This window comes from Pseudomonas sp. NFPP24 (assembly GCF_900112095.1).
Lineage (GTDB): Bacteria > Pseudomonadota > Gammaproteobacteria > Pseudomonadales > Pseudomonadaceae > Aquipseudomonas > Aquipseudomonas extremorientalis.
Window position 1 is genome coordinate 1 of sequence record NZ_FOKD01000002.1, and the last position, 17,259, is coordinate 17,259.

The following is a 17,259-nucleotide window of genomic DNA, read 5'->3' on the forward strand; positions in this document are numbered from 1 at the left end:
TATCCAGGCGAAGCGGCCCGTCGTCGGTCAGAACCGTCTTGCTGCTTTTGCCATTGCGCTGATTGGTCGACTCCTCAGGGCGCTCCGCGCCCTGAGGGTAACCAAGGTGGTGACCCAGCTCGGCGCCTAGCGCACGCTCGATCAGAGCCTTCTTGAACGCCATGGACGCGTCTTGAATGGCTTCGGCGCTCATCGGGCCTTTAACAAACTGCTCGATCAGCTCTTGGGGAATCGAGGGCAACTCCCTCGCTGTTGCATTGGCGGACTTCTTTTTGGTCGGCATACATGCACCTCTAGCTACATGTTATGCCCGAACACAAAATTTCTGACAGTCTCCTTGCCCCCGATGAGGCCCTGCCAGCCACCCCCGCACTTATCTGGTGCGACACCGGAAAATTTCAAACGCCAAACCATCCCCCAGACGACAGTTGCGCCGCTTTACGACACGGTTGTAAGGCATGGCATGTCCGCTGCAACACCTTGAATCATTCCAAACCGTTCAGGGAGCGCGTCACGATGAACACACAACTCAAACCCACCCTAGGCACTCTGCACTTATGGGGCATCGCCGTCGGGCTGGTGATATCCGGGGAGTACTTCGGCTGGAGCTATGGCTGGGGCGTCGCCGGGACCCTGGGCTTCCTGGTGACCTCATTGATGGTCGCCGCGATGTACACCTGTTTCATCTTCAGCTTCACCGAACTGACCACTGCGATTCCCCATGCGGGTGGTCCGTTTGCCTACAGCCGTCGCGCCTTTGGTGAGAAAGGCGGCTTGATCGCGGGGCTCGCGACCTTGATCGAATTCGTTTTCGCACCGCCCGCCATCGCCTTGGCCATCGGCGCCTACCTGAATGTGCAGTTCCCGGCGCTGGACCCCAAACACGCCGCCGTTGGTGCCTACATCGTGTTCATGGGCCTGAACATCCTCGGCGTCAAGCTCGCTGCCACCTTCGAACTGGTGGTGTGCGTGCTCGCCGTCGCTGAGTTGCTGGTGTTCATGGGCGTAGTGGCGCCCGCCTTCAGCTTCAGTAACTTTGCCCTCAATGGCTGGGCCGGTTCCGACACGTTCGGCGCACCGGCGATTGCCGGCATGTTTGCCGCAATTCCCTTCGCCATCTGGTTCTTCCTTGCCATCGAAGGCGCCGCCATGGCCGCCGAAGAAGCCAAAGATCCGAAGCGCACCATTCCAAAGGCCTACATCAGCGGCATCCTGACCCTGGTGATCCTGGCCATGGGCGTGATGTTCTTTGCCGGCGGCGTGGGTGACTGGCGCACCCTGTCCAACATCAACGACCCACTGCCACAAGCCATGAAAACCGTGGTCGGCGACAGCTCCGGCTGGTTGCACATGCTGGTGTGGATTGGCTTGTTCGGCCTGGTGGCCAGCTTCCACGGCATCATCCTCGGCTACTCGCGCCAGTTCTTCGCCCTGGCCCGCGCCGGTTACCTGCCGTCTTTCCTCGCCAAACTGTCGCGTTTTCAGACACCCCATCGCGCAATCATCGCTGGCGGCGTGGTCGGCATCGCGGCGATCTACAGCGACGGCCTGATCAACCTCGGCGGTATGACACTGACCGCAGCGATGATCACCATGGCGGTATTCGGCGCCATCGTGATGTACATCATGAGCATGCTCAGCCTGTTCAAACTGCGCAGGACCGAACCGCTGCTGGAACGCACCTTCCGCGCGCCGGGTTACCCCATCGTGCCGGGCATTGCCCTGGTGCTGGCGGTGGTGTGCCTGGTGGCCATGGCTTGGTTCAACGCGCTGATCGGGCTTATCTTCCTGGGCTTTATGGTGGTGGGGTTCGCCTACTTCCAGATGACTGCGCAAGACCGTGCCGATGCACCGGCGGATGCGATGTTGACCGGGCTCTGATCTACTGCGAGGCAGAACGGGCCTACACTGAACTAGTAAGAAAGCCCGTCACTCAAAGCAGTCATTACCGTGGGAAAACTCTCCCGCGGCAATCTGCCTCAAGGAGAGCCTTATGCCGTGGTATGCGTGGTTGATTATGGTAGTTGCGATCGGGTCGATCGTCGGTGGACTGATGATGCTGCGTGACAGCGCCAACAAAGTGGAACTCACCGACGAACAACGCAAGCGCGTGGCCGAGCGCAACGCCCAGGCGGATGCCAAGGATGCGCAGGATCGCTGAGCCTTGGGCTACTCCCAATCCGCCTTGGCAATATGCAACCCGTGCTGCCCCTTGTAGGCAGCACGCTCCGGCTGGCTCCAGCCATTGAGCAACGCATCCTCCAACGTGTAGATCTCAACCCCCAACGGACGGCATACCGTCAGCGGGTCCTGCGCCTGCGGCCCCCACATCGGCAGCGACAAATCCCCACCGGGGCACGTCGACAGCGCGCATAGCAAATCAATCTCGGCAAAGAACTCCAGGTAGTCGCCCTTCTGCGCAGGGCAGGCCTTCATGAAGTACATGTCGTCGTGATTTAGACCGGTGCACTGGAAAATATTCAGCACGTCATGCACGTCGAATTCCGTCAGACCGTGAGGCAAAACCGCGCGTGTCAGGTTGGAGTGGCAATGGTGATGGAAATCCTCACCGGTGAGCATCCGATTCACATAGGGATCACAACGTGTGCCAAGCAAATCATGCAGCCGCCCGCCGTGCTCATCAATGCCGTAGCTGGCCAGGCTGTCATCGGTGATCGTCACCAAAGGCCGCAGGAATGGCAGGTTCGACCACAAGCGGTCATGGGTGCTGACATGGGCGCCCTGCAACTGCCGGGTGCGAGCCGCCCACAGGCGCTCACGGGGGTCATTGGCATTCCATACGTTGAAATCACCCACCTGCGGGCCGACCGGCGTGGTCACACGGAACACATGTCCGGCTGGCACCTTCCACGCCCTGCCCGTACGAATCGGCACCTCAAACTGCTCGATCAGCGTGCGCTGGTCTTTTCGATCACGGATGCGCTCGTAAAACGCTGTGTCGACCTGCAACGCCGAACCTTTACTGACCTGATAAGCGGCCGGATAGTCTTTGTACATGGTGCGGATCCTCGATCAGGGGTGGTTAAACAAAGCCAGGGACAAGCGTTCCGAATCATCCAGGTAGAGGCTCATCGCCTCCCCCGCCGCCGATTTATCCTGCCGGACCAATAACGTGTAGATCTCACGATCACGCTCCAGCCACGGCGACTGGAAGCGCTGCTCATCGGGCGCGGCGCAGAACATCAGCCGCAGTTGGGCGATGACCTGGGCAAAAAACTCATCGAACAACGGGCTGCGCATCAACCCGACGATGTGCTGGTGAAACACCAGGCTATGGGTGGCGACCGCACGCCAGTCTTCGCGCTCGCGGGCGAGGGTGGTGGCGTCGATGGCGTTCTGCATGCGCCTGGATTGATCTTCTGTCAGAGGGCCGCTCTGGGCGATGGCCTGCAACTCCAGGGTGCGGCGCACGACAAACAAATCCCGCACTTCCTCGCGCGCAACCCGCCGGACCATCACGCCTTTATTGCGCACATAACGGGTCAACCCTTCTTGCCCAAGGCGGTGCAACGCTTCACGGATCGTATTGCGCGATGCGTTGTAGGCTTTGACCAGTTCCCCTTCGACTAATGGCATGCCTGGCAGCAATCGCCCGCCGATGATGTCGGCGCGGAGCTCCAGGGCGATCTGGTCGGCGAGAGACAAACTGAGTGTCATGGTTACCTTCACGATTGTTGAACAATCCTTAGTGGGCAGGTAATCACTTTTCATGCCAACGTGTCAGCGTGTAAAAAGATTCAAGTCGGTTAAAATGCCAGCCTGTCACTGAGGCCCACCTATGCGTTACTCATCCGACCACAAAGCCAAGACCCACCAACGCATCATCAAGGAAGCCTCGGTACGCTTTCGTCGCGACGGGATCGGCGCGACCGGTCTGCAGCCGTTGATGAAAGCCCTGGACTTGACCCATGGCGGTTTCTACGCGCACTTCAAATCCAAGGACGAACTGGTGGAAAAGGCACTGCAAGCCGCGGCTGCCGAGCTGGATGCGCATTGCGAGATACTGTTCAGCCAGGAACGGCCGCTGGAAGCATTCATTGATAGTTACCTGTCTGAATGGCACCTGATCTCGCCGGCTGAAGGCTGCCCATTGCCAACCATGTCTTCCGAGTTGGGGCTGAGAGGCCAACACAGCGCGACTACAGATGCTGTGCTCGGCGCAAGGCTTCAGCAGATTGAGACAGCGCTGGGGGATGGACAACGTGATGCACAAAGCCTGGTGATGATGTCGACACTGGTGGGTGCCCTTGTGCTGGCTCGAAGTGTCCAAGACTCGGCAATGGCGATGCGCATCATGGGTGTGGTGCGGGGAAGCTTGAAAATCCAGGTTTCACAAGATGAAAAAGCCGGCCAATGACCGGCCTCCCCTCATTGGATTAGTTGATGACAAGCCTATCGCGATTCTTTTCCAGCAGAGCCTTGCCGATCCCCTTAACTTCCAGCAACTCATCCACCGCAGTGAATGGACCATTGCTTTCACGATAGGCAACGATTGCTTTGGCTTTGGAGACGCCAATACCGAAGAGGTCGCGGCGCAGGGTTTCGGCGTCGGCAGCGTTGAGGTTGACCTTGGCGGCCTGATCTACCTTGTTCATCTGTGCAGAGATCGGCGTTTGCGCCTCGGGTCTACTGGCAGGTGCTGCTGCGCTGGCGACGGAGAGGCTTGTGAGAAAGGCAAATATAAGGGACGAGATGTAAGTGATTTGCATCGGTGACGCTCCATGACATAGTTGAGAGAGCAGCTTTTCCGAAGCTGCTTTTCTAGGGTAGGCGATGGAGGAAAGCTGTCAAAAATAACGCAGTTACAGAGTATGTGGAAGCTAAAAACAGATGACTAATGAGCAAGAAAAATGCATGCCCGTGCGCCAATGCTCATTGAGACCATGAGCACATCTACAACACTTGAAAAAATAACCTCCCAGTCCTCGCATCAGGTAAAATTGGTCAGAAGCGCGAAGTCAGGTGTAAAGTACTATGTTGACTTTGACTGCAGCGAAGCGGTGCGCCGCGAAAGCTCGCGAGACCACTATCAACAGCCTAATGCATAAGGTTTTGCTATGCGGTATGAAAATAGAGGGTCCCTTTTGCAAGGCCGTACATTTAATGACAATTCAGGTAAACATCTTGATTTGAACATACTCTCAGTCTTTTATTTTCCCGGAGGCTAATTAGGTCATGCGAATATCAGCTCTCCAAGCTTTTAGCCAAGCAGATCAATGATTATGACTGCGCACAATCTTAGATTAGAAATGGGATGAAACGCCGCGTAATGGAGGGACTATTACGAAGTAAATTTACATCGACCAAATATAGACTTACGTACCCCCTCTGTAAGATCTTCGAGTTTAAAAAACGGACCGTCTGAACTAGAAACCATCGAGTAAGTTCAGACAAATCCAGCCACTAAATCCAAAATACAATTATGGAAGAGAACATGACTAAAAAAGCACTTATTACTGGCATCACAGGACAAGATGGTGCTTACCTTGCTGAACTTTTGCTGAGCAAAGGTTATGAGGTACACGGGATAAAGCGACGCAGTTCGTTATTTAATACTGCCCGAATTGATCACCTGTTCCACGACGTACACGACAAAGGTCACCCTTTTTTCCTCCATCATGGAGACATGACTGACTCATCCAGCTTGACTCGTATCATTCAAAAAGTTCAACCAGATGAAATTTACAACCTTGCAGCACAAAGCCATGTTGCCGTTTCGTTTGAAGAACCAGAATACACCGCAAACTCTGACGCACTCGGCTCCCTGAGAATTCTGGAAGCCATTCGAATTCTTGGCCTCGAGAAAAAAACTCGCTTCTATCAAGCCTCCACCTCAGAACTTTATGGCCTGGTTCAAGAAACTCCCCAGAAAGAAACCACCCCGTTTTATCCGCGTAGCCCTTACGCGGTCGCCAAGCTCTATGCGTACTGGATTACCGTCAATTACCGTGAAGCCTATGGAATCTACGCTTGCAACGGTATTCTCTTTAACCACGAAAGCCCGATTCGCGGTGAGACTTTTGTTACTCGCAAAATCACCCGCGCACTCTCCCGCATCAAGCTTGGCCTGCAAGAGTGCCTCTATCTGGGCAATATGGACTCACTTCGAGACTGGGGACACGCCAAAGACTATGTCGAGATGCAGTGGCTGATGCTTCAACAGGAAAAACCTGAAGATTTCGTAATCGCAACCGGTGTGCAATACAGCGTACGAGACTTTGTAAACGCTGCAGCCAAAGAACTAGGTATCACCATCACTTGGAAAGGTGAAGGTGAGGATGAAAAAGGCTACAACGAAGTCGGTAAATGCATTGTAGCAGTGGATCCCCGCTACTTCCGCCCAACCGAAGTTGAAACTCTATTGGGGGATGCATCCAAAGCTAAAGAGAAACTTGGATGGACTCCGAAAATCACGTTTGAAGAGCTTGTCAAGGAAATGGTACGTGAGGATCTGAAAAGTGCTGAACGGGATGAGCTGATCAAAAAGCATGGATACACAACCTTCAGCTACAACGAATAACTCTATTTGGCAATCTACCAGATGAATAAGATGCGAATATTGTTGACGGGCGGCGGCGGGATGGTCGGGCGCAATCTCCTCGAGCACCCCTGCATTGAAGACTTTGAAGTTCTTGCTCCGCGTAGTAGCGAACTGGACTTACGTGATTTCAACGCAATTCAAAAGTATCTATCTGAGTCCAAGCCCGACTTGATCATTCATGCGGCCGGAAAAGTGGGTGGTATCCAAGTGAACATCAGAGAGCCTGTGGGGTTTCTGCTGGACAACCTTGATATGGGCAGAAACATTGTATGGGCTAGCCGTCAAGCAGGCGTAAAGCGCCTAATAAACCTAGGTAGTTCCTGCATGTACCCGCGCAATCATTCCGAGCCTCTCAGCGAAGAAATGATTTTAAAGGGCGAACTGGAACCGACTAATGAAGGCTATGCATTAGCAAAAGTTACTACAGCACGCCTTTGCGATTACATCACACGCGAAGACTCGACCTTTCAATACAAGACTCTGATTCCTTGCAATATTTATGGTCGTTTTGACAAGTTCGACCCTGCGCACTCACACCTGCTACCCGCGATTATACATAAGATTCACACAGCGAAGATAAACAATGATTCAAATGTCGAAATATGGGGTGACGGGACTGCCCGACGTGAGTTCATGTATAGTGGAGACTTGAGCGACGCCATTATGCAGGCATTACGGAAATTCGATTCCCTGCCCCTGAACATGAACGTGGGTCTTGGGCAGGATCAATCAATCAATGAGTACTATCACGCTGTAGCTGCAGTAATGGGATACAGCGGTCAATTCGTACATGATACTACCAAGCCGGTGGGGATGGCGCGCAAACTCGTGAATATCGAGCGTCAGACACTGTGGGGTTGGAAGCCGCACCATACCCTGCAAGAGGGTATTGAAAAGACCTACAGCTATTATATGGAGCATCAACAATGAGTATTAATTTTCCGCTAGCCGCTTCTTCTTGGGAAAAAGAAGAACTCGACGCAATGCAACGCGTTATAGCCACCGGCATGTTTACAATGGGCGAAAATGTAAAAGCATTTGAACAAGACTTTGCGCAGTTTGTAGGCAGTAAACATTGTGTAATGGTTAATTCTGGCTCGTCCGCAAACCTCTTGATTATTGCCGCTCTTTTTTACACTAAAAACGCCGACTTAAAACTGCAACGCGGCGATGAAATCATTGTACCGGCCGTTTCGTGGAGTACCACTTACTACCCGCTTTACCAGTACGGCTTGAAGATTAAGTTCGTTGACATTGATCTCCAAACCTTAAACTACGACCTTGAACAACTTAAACTCGCTGTCACCGATAAGACCCGCGCCATTATGGCCGTAAACCTTCTTGGCAATCCGAATGATTTCGCACGCATTCAAGAGATCATCGGTAAGCAGAAGATTGTCCTGATTGAAGATAACTGCGAGTCGATGGGAGCATCTTACAACGGAAAACAAGCTGGCACCTTCGGTATTATGGGTAGCTTCAGTTCCTTCTTCAGCCACCACATTTCGACGATGGAGGGAGGTCTGATCGTAACCGATGACGAAGAGCTGTATCAGATCCTGCTCTCCCTGCGAGCCCATGGCTGGACTCGAAACCTGCCTAAGCAAAACTTAGTATGCAGCGATAAGAGTGATGATTCGTTCGAAGAGTCATTTCGCTTCGTTTTACCCGGTTACAATGTTCGGCCGCTTGAACTCGAGGGCGCACTAGGTGTGGAGCAGGTAAAACGCCTGCCCACTCTAATTCAGGAGCGACGTAAGAATGGTGCTCTTCTACAAGCAGCAATGAAAGACCACCCGGAAATCATCATTCAACGAGAGATTGGCGAATCCAGTTGGTTTGGTTTCAGCTTGGTGATACGCCCGGGAAGCAAGTTGACACGCAAGTCACTTGTTGAAAAACTGAACGAACTCGGTTTTGAGTGTCGCCCTATCGTAGCTGGAAATTTCGCAAAAAATGAAGTTGTAAAGTATTTCGACTGCGAAGTTCATGGAGAACTGAAGAACGCCGAGCATATCGATAAATTTGGCCTATTCGTTGGCAATCATCATTATTCGATCTCGGAAGCTTTTCCACTGCTTAACAGTATTAAAGCCTGATTCAGCTGCAAAGCTTAAAAGCACAAAGTGCGGAAAACTTACAATGATGGCAATAACAGCAACTAATTGTAAGATTTTCCGCACCGGCTATCTGGAATCCAACTCTCCGAGCTTCAGGGCTCAAAGCGGCGTTGCTGATAGATCCAATCAACGATTTCCCCATCAGGACTATAACCACTGACTGTTTCACGTAGTAGTTGGCGGACACGAGCGTAATCGTCTTTATCTACTGCCACAAGCAGCTCGGCGAGTTTAATTTTGAGAGACTCCCAGGATAGATAATCTTCGTTGGCACTCATAATCATCGGGTGTGGCGTTGCGACGACATTGTCACCAATGAGCAGTTCTTCGTAGAGTTTTTCACCCGGCCGCAAACCCGAAAACTCAACTGAAATATCTCCATGAGGGTTTTTCTCTGAGCGAACACTCAAGCCAGAAAGGTGAATCATTTTCTCCGCCAGTTCGATAATTTTTACCGGTTCCCCCATATCCAAGACAAAAACGTCGCCCCCTTGCCCCATGGAGCCAGCCTGAATCACCAGCTGCGCTGCTTCAGGAATGGTCATAAAATAGCGCGTGATTTTAGGGTGAGTAACAGTGAGCGGGCCACCCGACTTAATTTGCTTATAAAATAATGGGATAACCGAACCTGAAGAACCGAGAACATTCCCAAAACGAACCATCGTAAAGCGAGTCTTGTTAACTCGCGAAACATTAGACTTTTCCCCGAACAAAACAGGAGCCACCTCCTGACTGAGAGCCTGCAGCGTCAACTCTGCTAATCGTTTCGTGCTGCCCATAATATTAGTTGGTCGAACAGCTTTGTCAGTAGAAATCAGGACGAAGTTCGCGACTCCCACCTGCAACGCTGCTTGAGCGGTGTTAAGCGTTCCCATTACATTATTTAATACGCCTTCTGCAATATTATGCTCAACCATGGGTACATGTTTGTACGCCGCAGCATGATAAACTGTATCAACGCGCCAAGCCCTCATGACGTCGATTAGCTTTTTCTCATTACGCACTGAACCCAAAATCGGAAGCAACCTGACGGGCAAAGAATCCCTAGCAATTCGCAACTCTAACTCTGATAAAATACTATAAAGATTGAATTCGCTATGCTCGAACAGCAATAACGTTGTTGGATTTGAATTTAGTATTTGCCGACAGAGTTCAGAGCCGATCGAACCGCCTGCACCAGTGACTAGAACAGATTTCCCTTTTATACAGTGCTCCAACAACTCGTTTTGAGCAGGCACTGCATCTCGTCCGAGTAAATCCGCAATATCAACCTCTTGAATGTCATCTACTTTTACGCGCCCACTCGCGAGATCCATAAATCCAGGAACACTGCGGACATGCAAAGGAAAGCCTTCAAGAAAGCCCAGAATCTCTCGACGGCGAGCGCGATTTGAAGACGGAATTGCAAGCAAGATTTCTTGAGCGCCAGTGACATCAATCATGCGCTGAATATGTTTTGGCTTATATACCTGCAGTCCAGAAATCACTCGATCGGAAATACTGGAGTCGTCGTCAATGAAAGCAACCGGACGCATGACACGTCCCATACGCAACGCTGCAACTAATTGGTTACCCGCAGCGCCCGCACCATATATAGCAACCCTGGGCAAACCATCCTCACGGCTGGTAAAGGGTACATGTTGTGCCGCAGCAAACCAATCACCAAGAAAGTATTGACGCATTGCCAGTCGCAGTCCACCAACCAGGATCAAACTGAGCCACCAATAGTTAAAAATGATTGAACGAGGAACTACATTTTGGTGATTACTATACCAGTAGACAACAACCCCCAGAATTAACGACGACAAACTGACAGCTTTAATAATCGCAATAAGTGCATCATTGCCAAAATAGCGCATTACTGCACGGTACATTCCAAAGCGTATAAAAAGCGGAATTGCCACGATAGGTGCGGTCAGAAACAACCAAAAATGCGTGGTAAACGGGTTAACCAGCTCGTCCAACCCCAAACGCACCAGAAAAGCCATCCATAGCGCGAACCAAACCAGCAAAATATCAGCAGCGACTTGGAGGATGCGCTTTTGCCTACGCGGTAAACTCAGCAAAAATGCTCTCATTTTGTCCATAATTTACAGCACCTTACGAAGCTCCTGTCGCTAATGCCACAGGTCATTAATTGCATTTTAACCGACCTAATGACGGTTATTTTAAAGTAATATATCTCGACCACAAAACTTAACCATCTTTACCTGCACGACATTTATAGACCAGGATGACCAAAGGCACATAAGCAATAATCACGCCCAGAAGACTATTTAGTTCAAAAACAGCAATGCAGATAGCTATCGGAAACAACCAAAGCGTGTTGATAGCAGCAACAGCCCCTGTCACCGAAAGATGGTTACCAAGTTTACGTGCCGCATGCTGATAAGCATGACTTCGATGAGCCTCATACACCCGGCGCCCTTGCAAAAATCGAGAACATAGAGTGAACGTCGCATCGACTATAAAAACACCTAAAAGAACCAACCATACCCAAAGAAAAGTCGGACTTTTCCAAGCAGCATAAAGCGAGAGAACCCCCATCATTAGACCGAGAAACCCACTACCCGCATCACCCATAAAAATGCGCGCCGGTGGGAAATTCCATATGAGGAATCCAGCGACAGCCATTGCCAAGAGCAAGGGTGGCCCAATTAAACCGGGAAAGCCTGTTAGCCAGTAGATAACGCAAACCCCAACACAAGTACAGATAGCCTCAACGCTCGCGAGTCCGTCTATACCATCCATAAAGTTATATAGATTCAACAACCATACAAGATAGAAGGCAGCCACAATTACGCCGAACCACTGAAGATCAATAACTCCTCCCCAGTACCCAATCGGTGGGAGGCCCCCCAGCCAACACAATGCCCAGGCGGCGCACAGAAAATGACCGAGCAAGCGCCACCGAGCAGCGATATGACCATGATCGTCAAGAAAACCGAGTACAGCGACGCCTGTACCAGCCCCGATTATCGACCAAATCAAGGACCATTCCGATTCCCCGGTAACACCAAAGAATGGTAAGAACAGCAAAAAAATCAGGACGATCGCAACACCGCCGCCTCTAGCCGTAGGAACCGAGTGAGAACTGCGCGCGTTAGGCACATCGATGAGGCTACGACTAATCGCGTATCGACGAATACCCCCCGTCAGCAAAGCGGACAAAATGACAATAGCAGGATATAAAAGCCACATACTCATAAAAAAGACACGTCCTTGAGGCTACGGATTAATAGTTGGCATCATGATCTTAATGTTAGGAACTCGCGACCACATTTTTGCAATGCAAGCTCGGGAGACAGCGGTGGTGTCCATTCAAGGAGCGATCTGGCTTTGCTCGAGTCAATCGTGAGAGACTCACATAACTGTGTATACATACCCTGTCTGCCTATCAAACTCGCCCCCCATCGCATCAGGGCTGGCGGACAGGGTAGCAAACGGGTTTTCACTCCCATCCCGAGGGCTAGGTGGACAATTATCTCCGGAGTAGACAGAAAAATACCGTCAGAAACCAGAAATAGCTGATTAGCGGCGGATGGATGAGTGATGCATTGACGCAAAAAATGCACCAAATTTTCTAACGCTATCATGCTTCTGGAGTTTTCCACCCAAGCAAAAGGCAAAGGAAAACCGGATGATACCAATTTGAGCAGCCGCCCAAAGTTCCCAGGAGCCTCAGCCCCGTAGACGAGTGGCGGACGAACGATGACCCACTCCATTGTCGAGCCTTCGGCAACCTGACGTAATGCCTCCTCGGCCTCGAGCTTGGAAACGGCATAGTCTGCATGCGGTAAGGGAATAGAACTTTCGACAAAAGGCGTATTCATCGTTCGCGCGCCATTGACCCCAATTGAACTAATAAGGATGAAGCGCTTCACCCCCGCTTCAAGTGCCTGTCTAGCAATCGCGCTGGTTCCTGCAACATTGACTGCTCTGAACTTATCCAGTGCGTTTGCGGGTAACTCGCCCATGACATGAGCACGGCCAGCCAGATGGACAACCACATCCACCCCCTCAAGCGCAGGTGCCCAATTAACCTGTCCGGAGATATCGCCAACAACTACTACGTCAACGTTTCGCTCAGTGGCCCCCTGAGGATGACGCACTGCCGCCAATACATCAATGTCATCAGAATCTGTACATGCATGAATCAAAGCACGGCCGACGAATCCGGTAGCTCCCGTTACAAGAACACGCATATCACACCTTTACCACTTCTGAATAAACGGTAATTGTTCGCTGCAACATTAGCTCAAAAGTGAAGTCACTAGAAAACCTTGATTTACCCAAAATTCCCATCTTTGAGCGCAACTCCCGCGAGCCAATTAACGCATCTAACGCGTATACCAATCCCTCATGATCGTGCTTAGCGACCAAAATCCCTGTCTCCTGCTGCTTTACTGCCTCTGGAACACCGCCAACCCCCGATGCGATGACCGGTAGTCCAGAACGCATAGCTTCCAGTACAGTCAACGGTAGTCCTTCCCAATTTGATATAAGGCAAAAGACGTCAGATCTGGACAGCCGTTCGGATACATCAGAACAAGCGCCCGGGAAGAAAATTTTATCTGCCAAGTCGAGTTCGGCAACGAGCTGCTTTACTTTTGACATAGTGGGCCCGTCCCCGACAAACTCCATAGCCCAATCATTACGAGTCAATGAGGCCAGGGCACGAACCAGAAAAGCATGATCTTTGGGCGCATCGAACCTTGCAACCATTATAAGCCGAGTTATTTCGGATGCGACTTTTGTAGCAGAACTGTCCTCTACGGAAGGCATTCCATTATGAATGGTGACAATGAGATCCGCACTTCCCACGCCCGACCTCAGCGCCAACAAGCGATCATAATCAGAGACAGTAATAATTTTATTCGCAAGATTGGCGACAGCGCGTTCAATCCAGCGGTATAAAAACCGCCGAGACGCTGATACGCCTTCGGTAAAAGCCCAACCATGCGCGGTGAATAAACATGGAACGGACAACTTTTTTGCAACCAATCGCCCTATTATTCCGGCTTTCGATGAGTGCGCGTGAATCAAATCCGGTTTCCAGGCCGACACGATGCGCTTTAGTTCCAAATAGCAGCGAAAATCGTTGATAACGCTCAAGGGACGGACCAAATGATTCGCGGAAACACATGCAAGCCCCCGATCTTTAGCGCGCTCGATAAAGACACCCTCGCCGCCTACAACTATAATCACTTCATGCCCTGCCTCTTGGACTCCGCTGGCGAGATCAAGAAGATGAACGCTCGCCCCTCCGATAACGTCGGAACGGGTAATCACATATAAGATTCTCACCCTTCTTCCTCCACATCATAACCATGAGGATTTCGGGATTGCCAACGCCAGGAATCTTCAACCATCGCCTTCAAATCCAGAGTTGCGGCCCAACCCAGGTCCCTCTTTGCTTTAGAGGGATCAGACCAACAAGCGGACAAATCACCAGGCCTACGTCCGAGGTACTCAAACGGTATGTTCACTTGGCTAACCGTGGAAAAAGCCTTGATTACTTCAAGAACCGAATAACCTCTCCCTGTACCCAAGTTCCATAAAAAGCAACCGTTGTGTGAATCAAGATAGCTCAATGCAGCCAAGTGCCCCTTGGCTAAGTCCACTACATGGATGTAGTCCCTAATACCAGTGCCATCAGAAGTAGGATAATCATTGCCAAACACACTCACAGAGGGCCTTAGCCCCACAGCCACCTGGCTAATGTAAGGAAACAAATTGTTAGGGGCCCCCTTGGGATGCTCCCCTATCAGGCCACTTGTATGAGCACCAACGGGATTAAAGTAACGCAAAACAGCAATAGACCATCGGGAATCAGAATGAGCTAAATCAAACAAAATTTGCTCAACCATCAATTTGGAATGCCCATACGGGTTGGTGGGGGACGCAGTACGTGAATCTTCGCGAAGCGGCATCTCAAGAGAATTACCATACACTGTAGCAGAAGAGCTGAACACCAACTTATAAACACTCATTCTGGCCATAATCTGAAATAGAACAATGGACCCGAGCACATTATTATTATAGTACTTTAAAGGCTTTTCAACACTTTCACCGACCGCTTTGACGCCTGCAAAATGAATTACAAAATCAATTAAATAGGTGTTAAATATTATTGTGAGCAATTGAGCATCACAAACACTTCCATTAAAAAATACAGGACTAACACCGGTGATATTTTTAATTCGAACCAGTACTTCGCTGGAGCTATTACTGAGGTCATCTAGGACCACCACTCTATAGCCCGCCTGAAGACATTCCACAAGTGCATGAGAACCGATATAACCTGCCCCTCCAGTAACCAAAACCGTTTTCAAAATTTCACCTCACACCAAAAACTATTTTTTTGACTTAAAAAAAACTTTAAACACGGAAAAAAACACACTCACGAGCTTTTTAAAACCAGGCTCAATCAGGAATTCTCTAAAAAAATATGAAGCAACCTCCGCATAGGCTTGACGGCTTCCTTTTGATTGGAAATCTGAAATTCTGTAATCAATCATTGGAAACGATGTAAATACACACTTTACATCTGCACGCTTGGCCAACCTGATCCAAAGATCATAGTCCTCGCTCTGAAAACCACCCAGATATCCTCTTGCAGATAGGATCAGATCTCTCCTAATTACCATTGCTGGATGGATAAAAGGGTTCGAGTACGTGATTTTAGAACGCCAATCCTCCTCCCTTAGAACTCGAACACCGACCACATTACCCAAAGCATCAATGACCCGACAAGATCCAGCAACGATGTCCGTATCCAAGTCTTTTTGAATAATCTTGTAAGATTCCGCAAGCCTATCAACATGACAAATGTCATCACTGTCAAATCTGACGATATAAGTTCCAATCGCACTGTTGACGCCAAAGTTAAGATTGAAGGATAACTGGCCTATTTCTGTTCGAAACAACACAATTCTCGGGTCTTTTATTGCGGCTACCGAATCATATAACTCATCAGTACAACGATTCAAAACGATTATAAACTCAAACGAACTGAAATTTTGTGCTAGAACACTTTCAATGGCCTGATTAAGATAACCATCATCACGATTACAACACATGAGTACACTGAAAAACGGCGTCTGAGCATCCTCTACCTCAACCATTTCAGCTACGCCCATAATTATCTGAAAATCGGATAATATCATCCTCCCCCAGGTAAGAGCCTGACTGCACTTCAATAAGCTCTAGCGGTATTACACCTGGATTTTCGAGCGCGTGGACCCCGCCTATTGGGATATAGGTAGATTGGTTTTCAGTGACAAGATAGGTTTTTTCCCCGTTAGTAACTTTTGCAGTGCCACTAACGACAATCCAATGTTCAGCGCGATGGTGGTGCATTTGTACAGACAGCTTATGTCCTGGCTTCACTGTAATTCTTTTAACTTGGTAGCGCTGCCCACTATCAATAGCATCGTACATACCCCAAGGCCTGTAAACCTCACGATGTGATATATGCTCTCTCCTTGCATCTGCCTTTAGCTTCTCAACTACTCTTTTTACGTCCTGAACATGATCCTTGTGAGCTACAAGTACAGCGTCCTTGGTTTCAACGACAATCAGATCATTGACGCCAACCGTAGAAACCAGACGACTCTCTGAATAGACGTAACTATTTGACGTATCTATCGAAATCACATCACCTTCTAGCAAGTTTCCATCTTCGGAACGGCTACCCGCCTCCCACAACGCGGTCCACGAACCAATATCACTCCAATTGGCATCAAGTGGCACCATGACAGCTTGAAGGGTTTTCTCCATCACAGCGTAGTCGATCGAGTTATCAGGGCACCGCAAAAATGCATCCCGGTCGACCCGAGTGAAATGCATGTCCTGTTGCCCTTTGGCCAACGCCTCGCGACAACAGGAGACAATTTCGGGCTCAAAGGTCTGTAGCTCCTCCAAGTAACGACTTGCCCTAAACATGAACATTCCGCTATTCCAGAAATAATCGCCGCCAGCAAGGTAAAGCTGCGCAGTCTCGGTATCTGGCTTCTCAACAAAGCGTGTAACTTCAAACCCTCCTTTTCCGACTGAAGCACCCTGCCGCAGATAACCGTAACCTGTTTCTGGCCTTGTGGGCGTGATACCAAAGGAAACGAGTTTACCCGCCCCTGCAAGTTCCGCCGCAATACGTATTGCGTCTTGGAAGGCTTCGGTATCCTGAATCAGATGATCCGCAGCCAACACCAACAACAGAGGGTCATCGCCTCCGGCGGTCGCTTGAAGAGCCGCCAAGGCAATGGCGGGAGCCGTATTACGGCCCATTGGTTCCAACAGAATATTGATATCTTCAAGACCAAGCTGGCGTAACTGCTCCGCAGCTAAAAACCGATGCTCCTCATTGCAAATCAACTGCGGTGAGGCATGAGTCAAACCTTCCAAGCGATGAATTGTGGCTTGCAGCATCGAAAATTGGGTGTCTACCAGCGGAAGAAACTGTTTTGGGTGAAGCTGACGAGACAATGGCCACAAGCGAGTCCCCGAACCACCTGCCATAATAATTGGAACAAACATTGATATCGTCCTTTGATTGCCTACCAGAAGGCGTAATGA

General features: G+C 50.2%; 17 protein-coding genes. 6 read left to right on the forward strand and 11 right to left on the reverse strand.

What is annotated here, in order from left to right; all coding sequences use genetic code 11:
* The coding region (locus BM026_RS03610; RefSeq protein WP_031595967.1) for an IS256 family transposase at positions 1–283 on the reverse strand (283 nt) is incomplete at its 3' end.
* Positions 284–516: 233 nt separating this feature from the next.
* Between BM026_RS03610 and eat the strand changes: the two genes are divergently transcribed.
* Positions 517–1,881: an ethanolamine permease gene (eat, locus tag BM026_RS03615; RefSeq protein ID WP_058424481.1), complete on the forward strand. Its 1,365-nt coding sequence runs from the start codon at positions 517–519 to the stop codon at positions 1,879–1,881.
* A 112-nt stretch (positions 1,882–1,993) separates the two neighbouring features.
* Complete coding sequence (locus BM026_RS03620) at positions 1,994–2,161, forward strand: DUF2897 family protein (protein ID WP_003172675.1); 168 nt, start codon at positions 1,994–1,996, stop codon at positions 2,159–2,161.
* Positions 2,162–2,169: 8 nt separating this feature from the next.
* On the opposite strand, the gene BM026_RS03625 is transcribed toward BM026_RS03620, so the two are convergent.
* Together BM026_RS03625 and BM026_RS03630 are read right to left on the reverse strand one after the other, a co-directional pair.
* Positions 2,170–3,018 carry an urea carboxylase-associated family protein gene (locus BM026_RS03625; protein ID WP_093126549.1) on the reverse strand — a complete coding sequence of 283 codons (849 nt, stop codon included), beginning with the start codon at positions 3,016–3,018 and terminating at the stop codon, positions 2,170–2,172.
* Positions 3,019–3,033: 15 nt separating this feature from the next.
* Positions 3,034–3,678 (reverse strand): GntR family transcriptional regulator, encoded by a 645-nt coding sequence (locus tag BM026_RS03630; RefSeq protein ID WP_093527368.1) that lies wholly within the window; start codon positions 3,676–3,678, stop codon positions 3,034–3,036.
* A 121-nt stretch (positions 3,679–3,799) separates the two neighbouring features.
* Here BM026_RS03630 and BM026_RS03635 point away from each other — a divergent pair, with 121 nt between their 5' ends.
* On the forward strand, positions 3,800–4,378 hold the full coding sequence (locus BM026_RS03635; RefSeq protein WP_093527370.1) for a TetR/AcrR family transcriptional regulator: 579 nt from the start codon (positions 3,800–3,802) through the stop codon (positions 4,376–4,378).
* Positions 4,379–4,397: 19 nt separating this feature from the next.
* Here BM026_RS03635 and BM026_RS03640 read toward each other — a convergent pair whose 3' ends face one another.
* Positions 4,398–4,730 carry a ComEA family DNA-binding protein gene (locus tag BM026_RS03640; protein WP_092247604.1) on the reverse strand — a complete coding sequence of 111 codons (333 nt, stop codon included), beginning with the start codon at positions 4,728–4,730 and terminating at the stop codon, positions 4,398–4,400.
* Between the two features lie 725 nt (positions 4,731–5,455).
* On the opposite strand from BM026_RS03640, the gene gmd reads away from it, so the two are divergent.
* The 3 genes from gmd to BM026_RS03655 are packed head-to-tail and all read left to right on the forward strand — an operon-like array spanning position 5,456 to position 8,661.
* Complete coding sequence (gene gmd / locus BM026_RS03645; protein WP_092247601.1) at positions 5,456–6,541, forward strand: GDP-mannose 4,6-dehydratase; 1,086 nt, start codon at positions 5,456–5,458, stop codon at positions 6,539–6,541.
* A 21-nt stretch (positions 6,542–6,562) separates the two neighbouring features.
* On the forward strand, positions 6,563–7,492 hold the full coding sequence (locus BM026_RS03650; protein WP_093527736.1) for a GDP-L-fucose synthase family protein: 930 nt from the start codon (positions 6,563–6,565) through the stop codon (positions 7,490–7,492).
* On the forward strand, positions 7,489–8,661 hold the full coding sequence (locus tag BM026_RS03655; protein WP_092247598.1) for a DegT/DnrJ/EryC1/StrS family aminotransferase: 1,173 nt from the start codon (positions 7,489–7,491) through the stop codon (positions 8,659–8,661). Before BM026_RS03650 ends, BM026_RS03655 begins: the two co-directional genes overlap by 4 nt.
* Positions 8,662–8,774: 113 nt before the next feature.
* On the opposite strand, the gene BM026_RS03660 is transcribed toward BM026_RS03655, so the two are convergent.
* The 7 genes from BM026_RS03660 to BM026_RS03690 form a co-directional block, all read right to left on the reverse strand.
* Positions 8,775–10,769 (reverse strand): polysaccharide biosynthesis protein, encoded by a 1,995-nt coding sequence (locus BM026_RS03660; protein ID WP_093527372.1) that lies wholly within the window; start codon positions 10,767–10,769, stop codon positions 8,775–8,777.
* Between the two features lie 109 nt (positions 10,770–10,878).
* Positions 10,879–11,889, reverse strand: coding sequence for an MraY family glycosyltransferase (locus BM026_RS03665; RefSeq protein WP_092247592.1), 1,011 nt, complete (start codon positions 11,887–11,889; stop codon positions 10,879–10,881).
* A gap of 41 nt (positions 11,890–11,930) precedes the next feature.
* The gene (locus tag BM026_RS03670) at positions 11,931–12,887 is read right to left on the reverse strand and encodes an NAD-dependent epimerase/dehydratase family protein (RefSeq protein WP_092247589.1); all 957 of its coding nucleotides are present in this window, start codon (positions 12,885–12,887) and stop codon (positions 11,931–11,933) included.
* A 1-nt stretch (position 12,888) separates the two neighbouring features.
* Positions 12,889–13,974: a glycosyltransferase family 4 protein gene (locus tag BM026_RS03675; RefSeq protein ID WP_256575323.1), complete on the reverse strand. Its 1,086-nt coding sequence runs from the start codon at positions 13,972–13,974 to the stop codon at positions 12,889–12,891.
* Between the two features lie 11 nt (positions 13,975–13,985).
* A complete protein-coding gene (galE, locus tag BM026_RS03680; protein WP_093527374.1) occupies positions 13,986–15,020 on the reverse strand; it encodes a UDP-glucose 4-epimerase GalE in 1,035 nt (344 codons plus the stop codon).
* 18 nt (positions 15,021–15,038) lie between these two features.
* On the reverse strand, positions 15,039–15,824 hold the full coding sequence (locus BM026_RS03685; RefSeq protein WP_175507928.1) for a glycosyltransferase: 786 nt from the start codon (positions 15,822–15,824) through the stop codon (positions 15,039–15,041).
* Positions 15,811–17,220, reverse strand: coding sequence for a mannose-1-phosphate guanylyltransferase/mannose-6-phosphate isomerase (locus tag BM026_RS03690; protein WP_092247578.1), 1,410 nt, complete (start codon positions 17,218–17,220; stop codon positions 15,811–15,813). The genes BM026_RS03685 and BM026_RS03690 overlap by 14 nt, the downstream gene beginning before the upstream one ends.
* Positions 17,221–17,259: the final 39 nt, after the last annotated feature.

Excerpts from the sequence above, each read along its gene's own strand:
- BM026_RS03660 (WP_093527372.1), bottom strand. The coding sequence starts at position 10,769 with ATGGACAAAATGAGAGCATTTTTGCTGAGTTTACCGCGTAGGCAAAAG.
- BM026_RS03670 (WP_092247589.1), bottom strand. The coding sequence starts at position 12,887 with ATGCGTGTTCTTGTAACGGGAGCTACCGGATTCGTCGGCCGTGCTTTG.
- BM026_RS03665 (WP_092247592.1), bottom strand. The coding sequence starts at position 11,889 with ATGAGTATGTGGCTTTTATATCCTGCTATTGTCATTTTGTCCGCTTTG.
- BM026_RS03620 (WP_003172675.1), top strand. The coding sequence starts at position 1,994 with ATGCCGTGGTATGCGTGGTTGATTATGGTAGTTGCGATCGGGTCGATC.
- BM026_RS03650 (WP_093527736.1), top strand. The coding sequence starts at position 6,563 with ATGAATAAGATGCGAATATTGTTGACGGGCGGCGGCGGGATGGTCGGG.
- BM026_RS03635 (WP_093527370.1), top strand. The coding sequence starts at position 3,800 with ATGCGTTACTCATCCGACCACAAAGCCAAGACCCACCAACGCATCATC.
- BM026_RS03655 (WP_092247598.1), top strand. The coding sequence starts at position 7,489 with ATGAGTATTAATTTTCCGCTAGCCGCTTCTTCTTGGGAAAAAGAAGAA.
- eat (WP_058424481.1), top strand. The coding sequence starts at position 517 with ATGAACACACAACTCAAACCCACCCTAGGCACTCTGCACTTATGGGGC.
- BM026_RS03625 (WP_093126549.1), bottom strand. The coding sequence starts at position 3,018 with ATGTACAAAGACTATCCGGCCGCTTATCAGGTCAGTAAAGGTTCGGCG.
- BM026_RS03630 (WP_093527368.1), bottom strand. The coding sequence starts at position 3,678 with ATGACACTCAGTTTGTCTCTCGCCGACCAGATCGCCCTGGAGCTCCGC.
- BM026_RS03640 (WP_092247604.1), bottom strand. The coding sequence starts at position 4,730 with ATGCAAATCACTTACATCTCGTCCCTTATATTTGCCTTTCTCACAAGC.
- gmd (WP_092247601.1), top strand. The coding sequence starts at position 5,456 with ATGACTAAAAAAGCACTTATTACTGGCATCACAGGACAAGATGGTGCT.
- BM026_RS03685 (WP_175507928.1), bottom strand. The coding sequence starts at position 15,824 with ATGGGCGTAGCTGAAATGGTTGAGGTAGAGGATGCTCAGACGCCGTTT.
- BM026_RS03690 (WP_092247578.1), bottom strand. The coding sequence starts at position 17,220 with ATGTTTGTTCCAATTATTATGGCAGGTGGTTCGGGGACTCGCTTGTGG.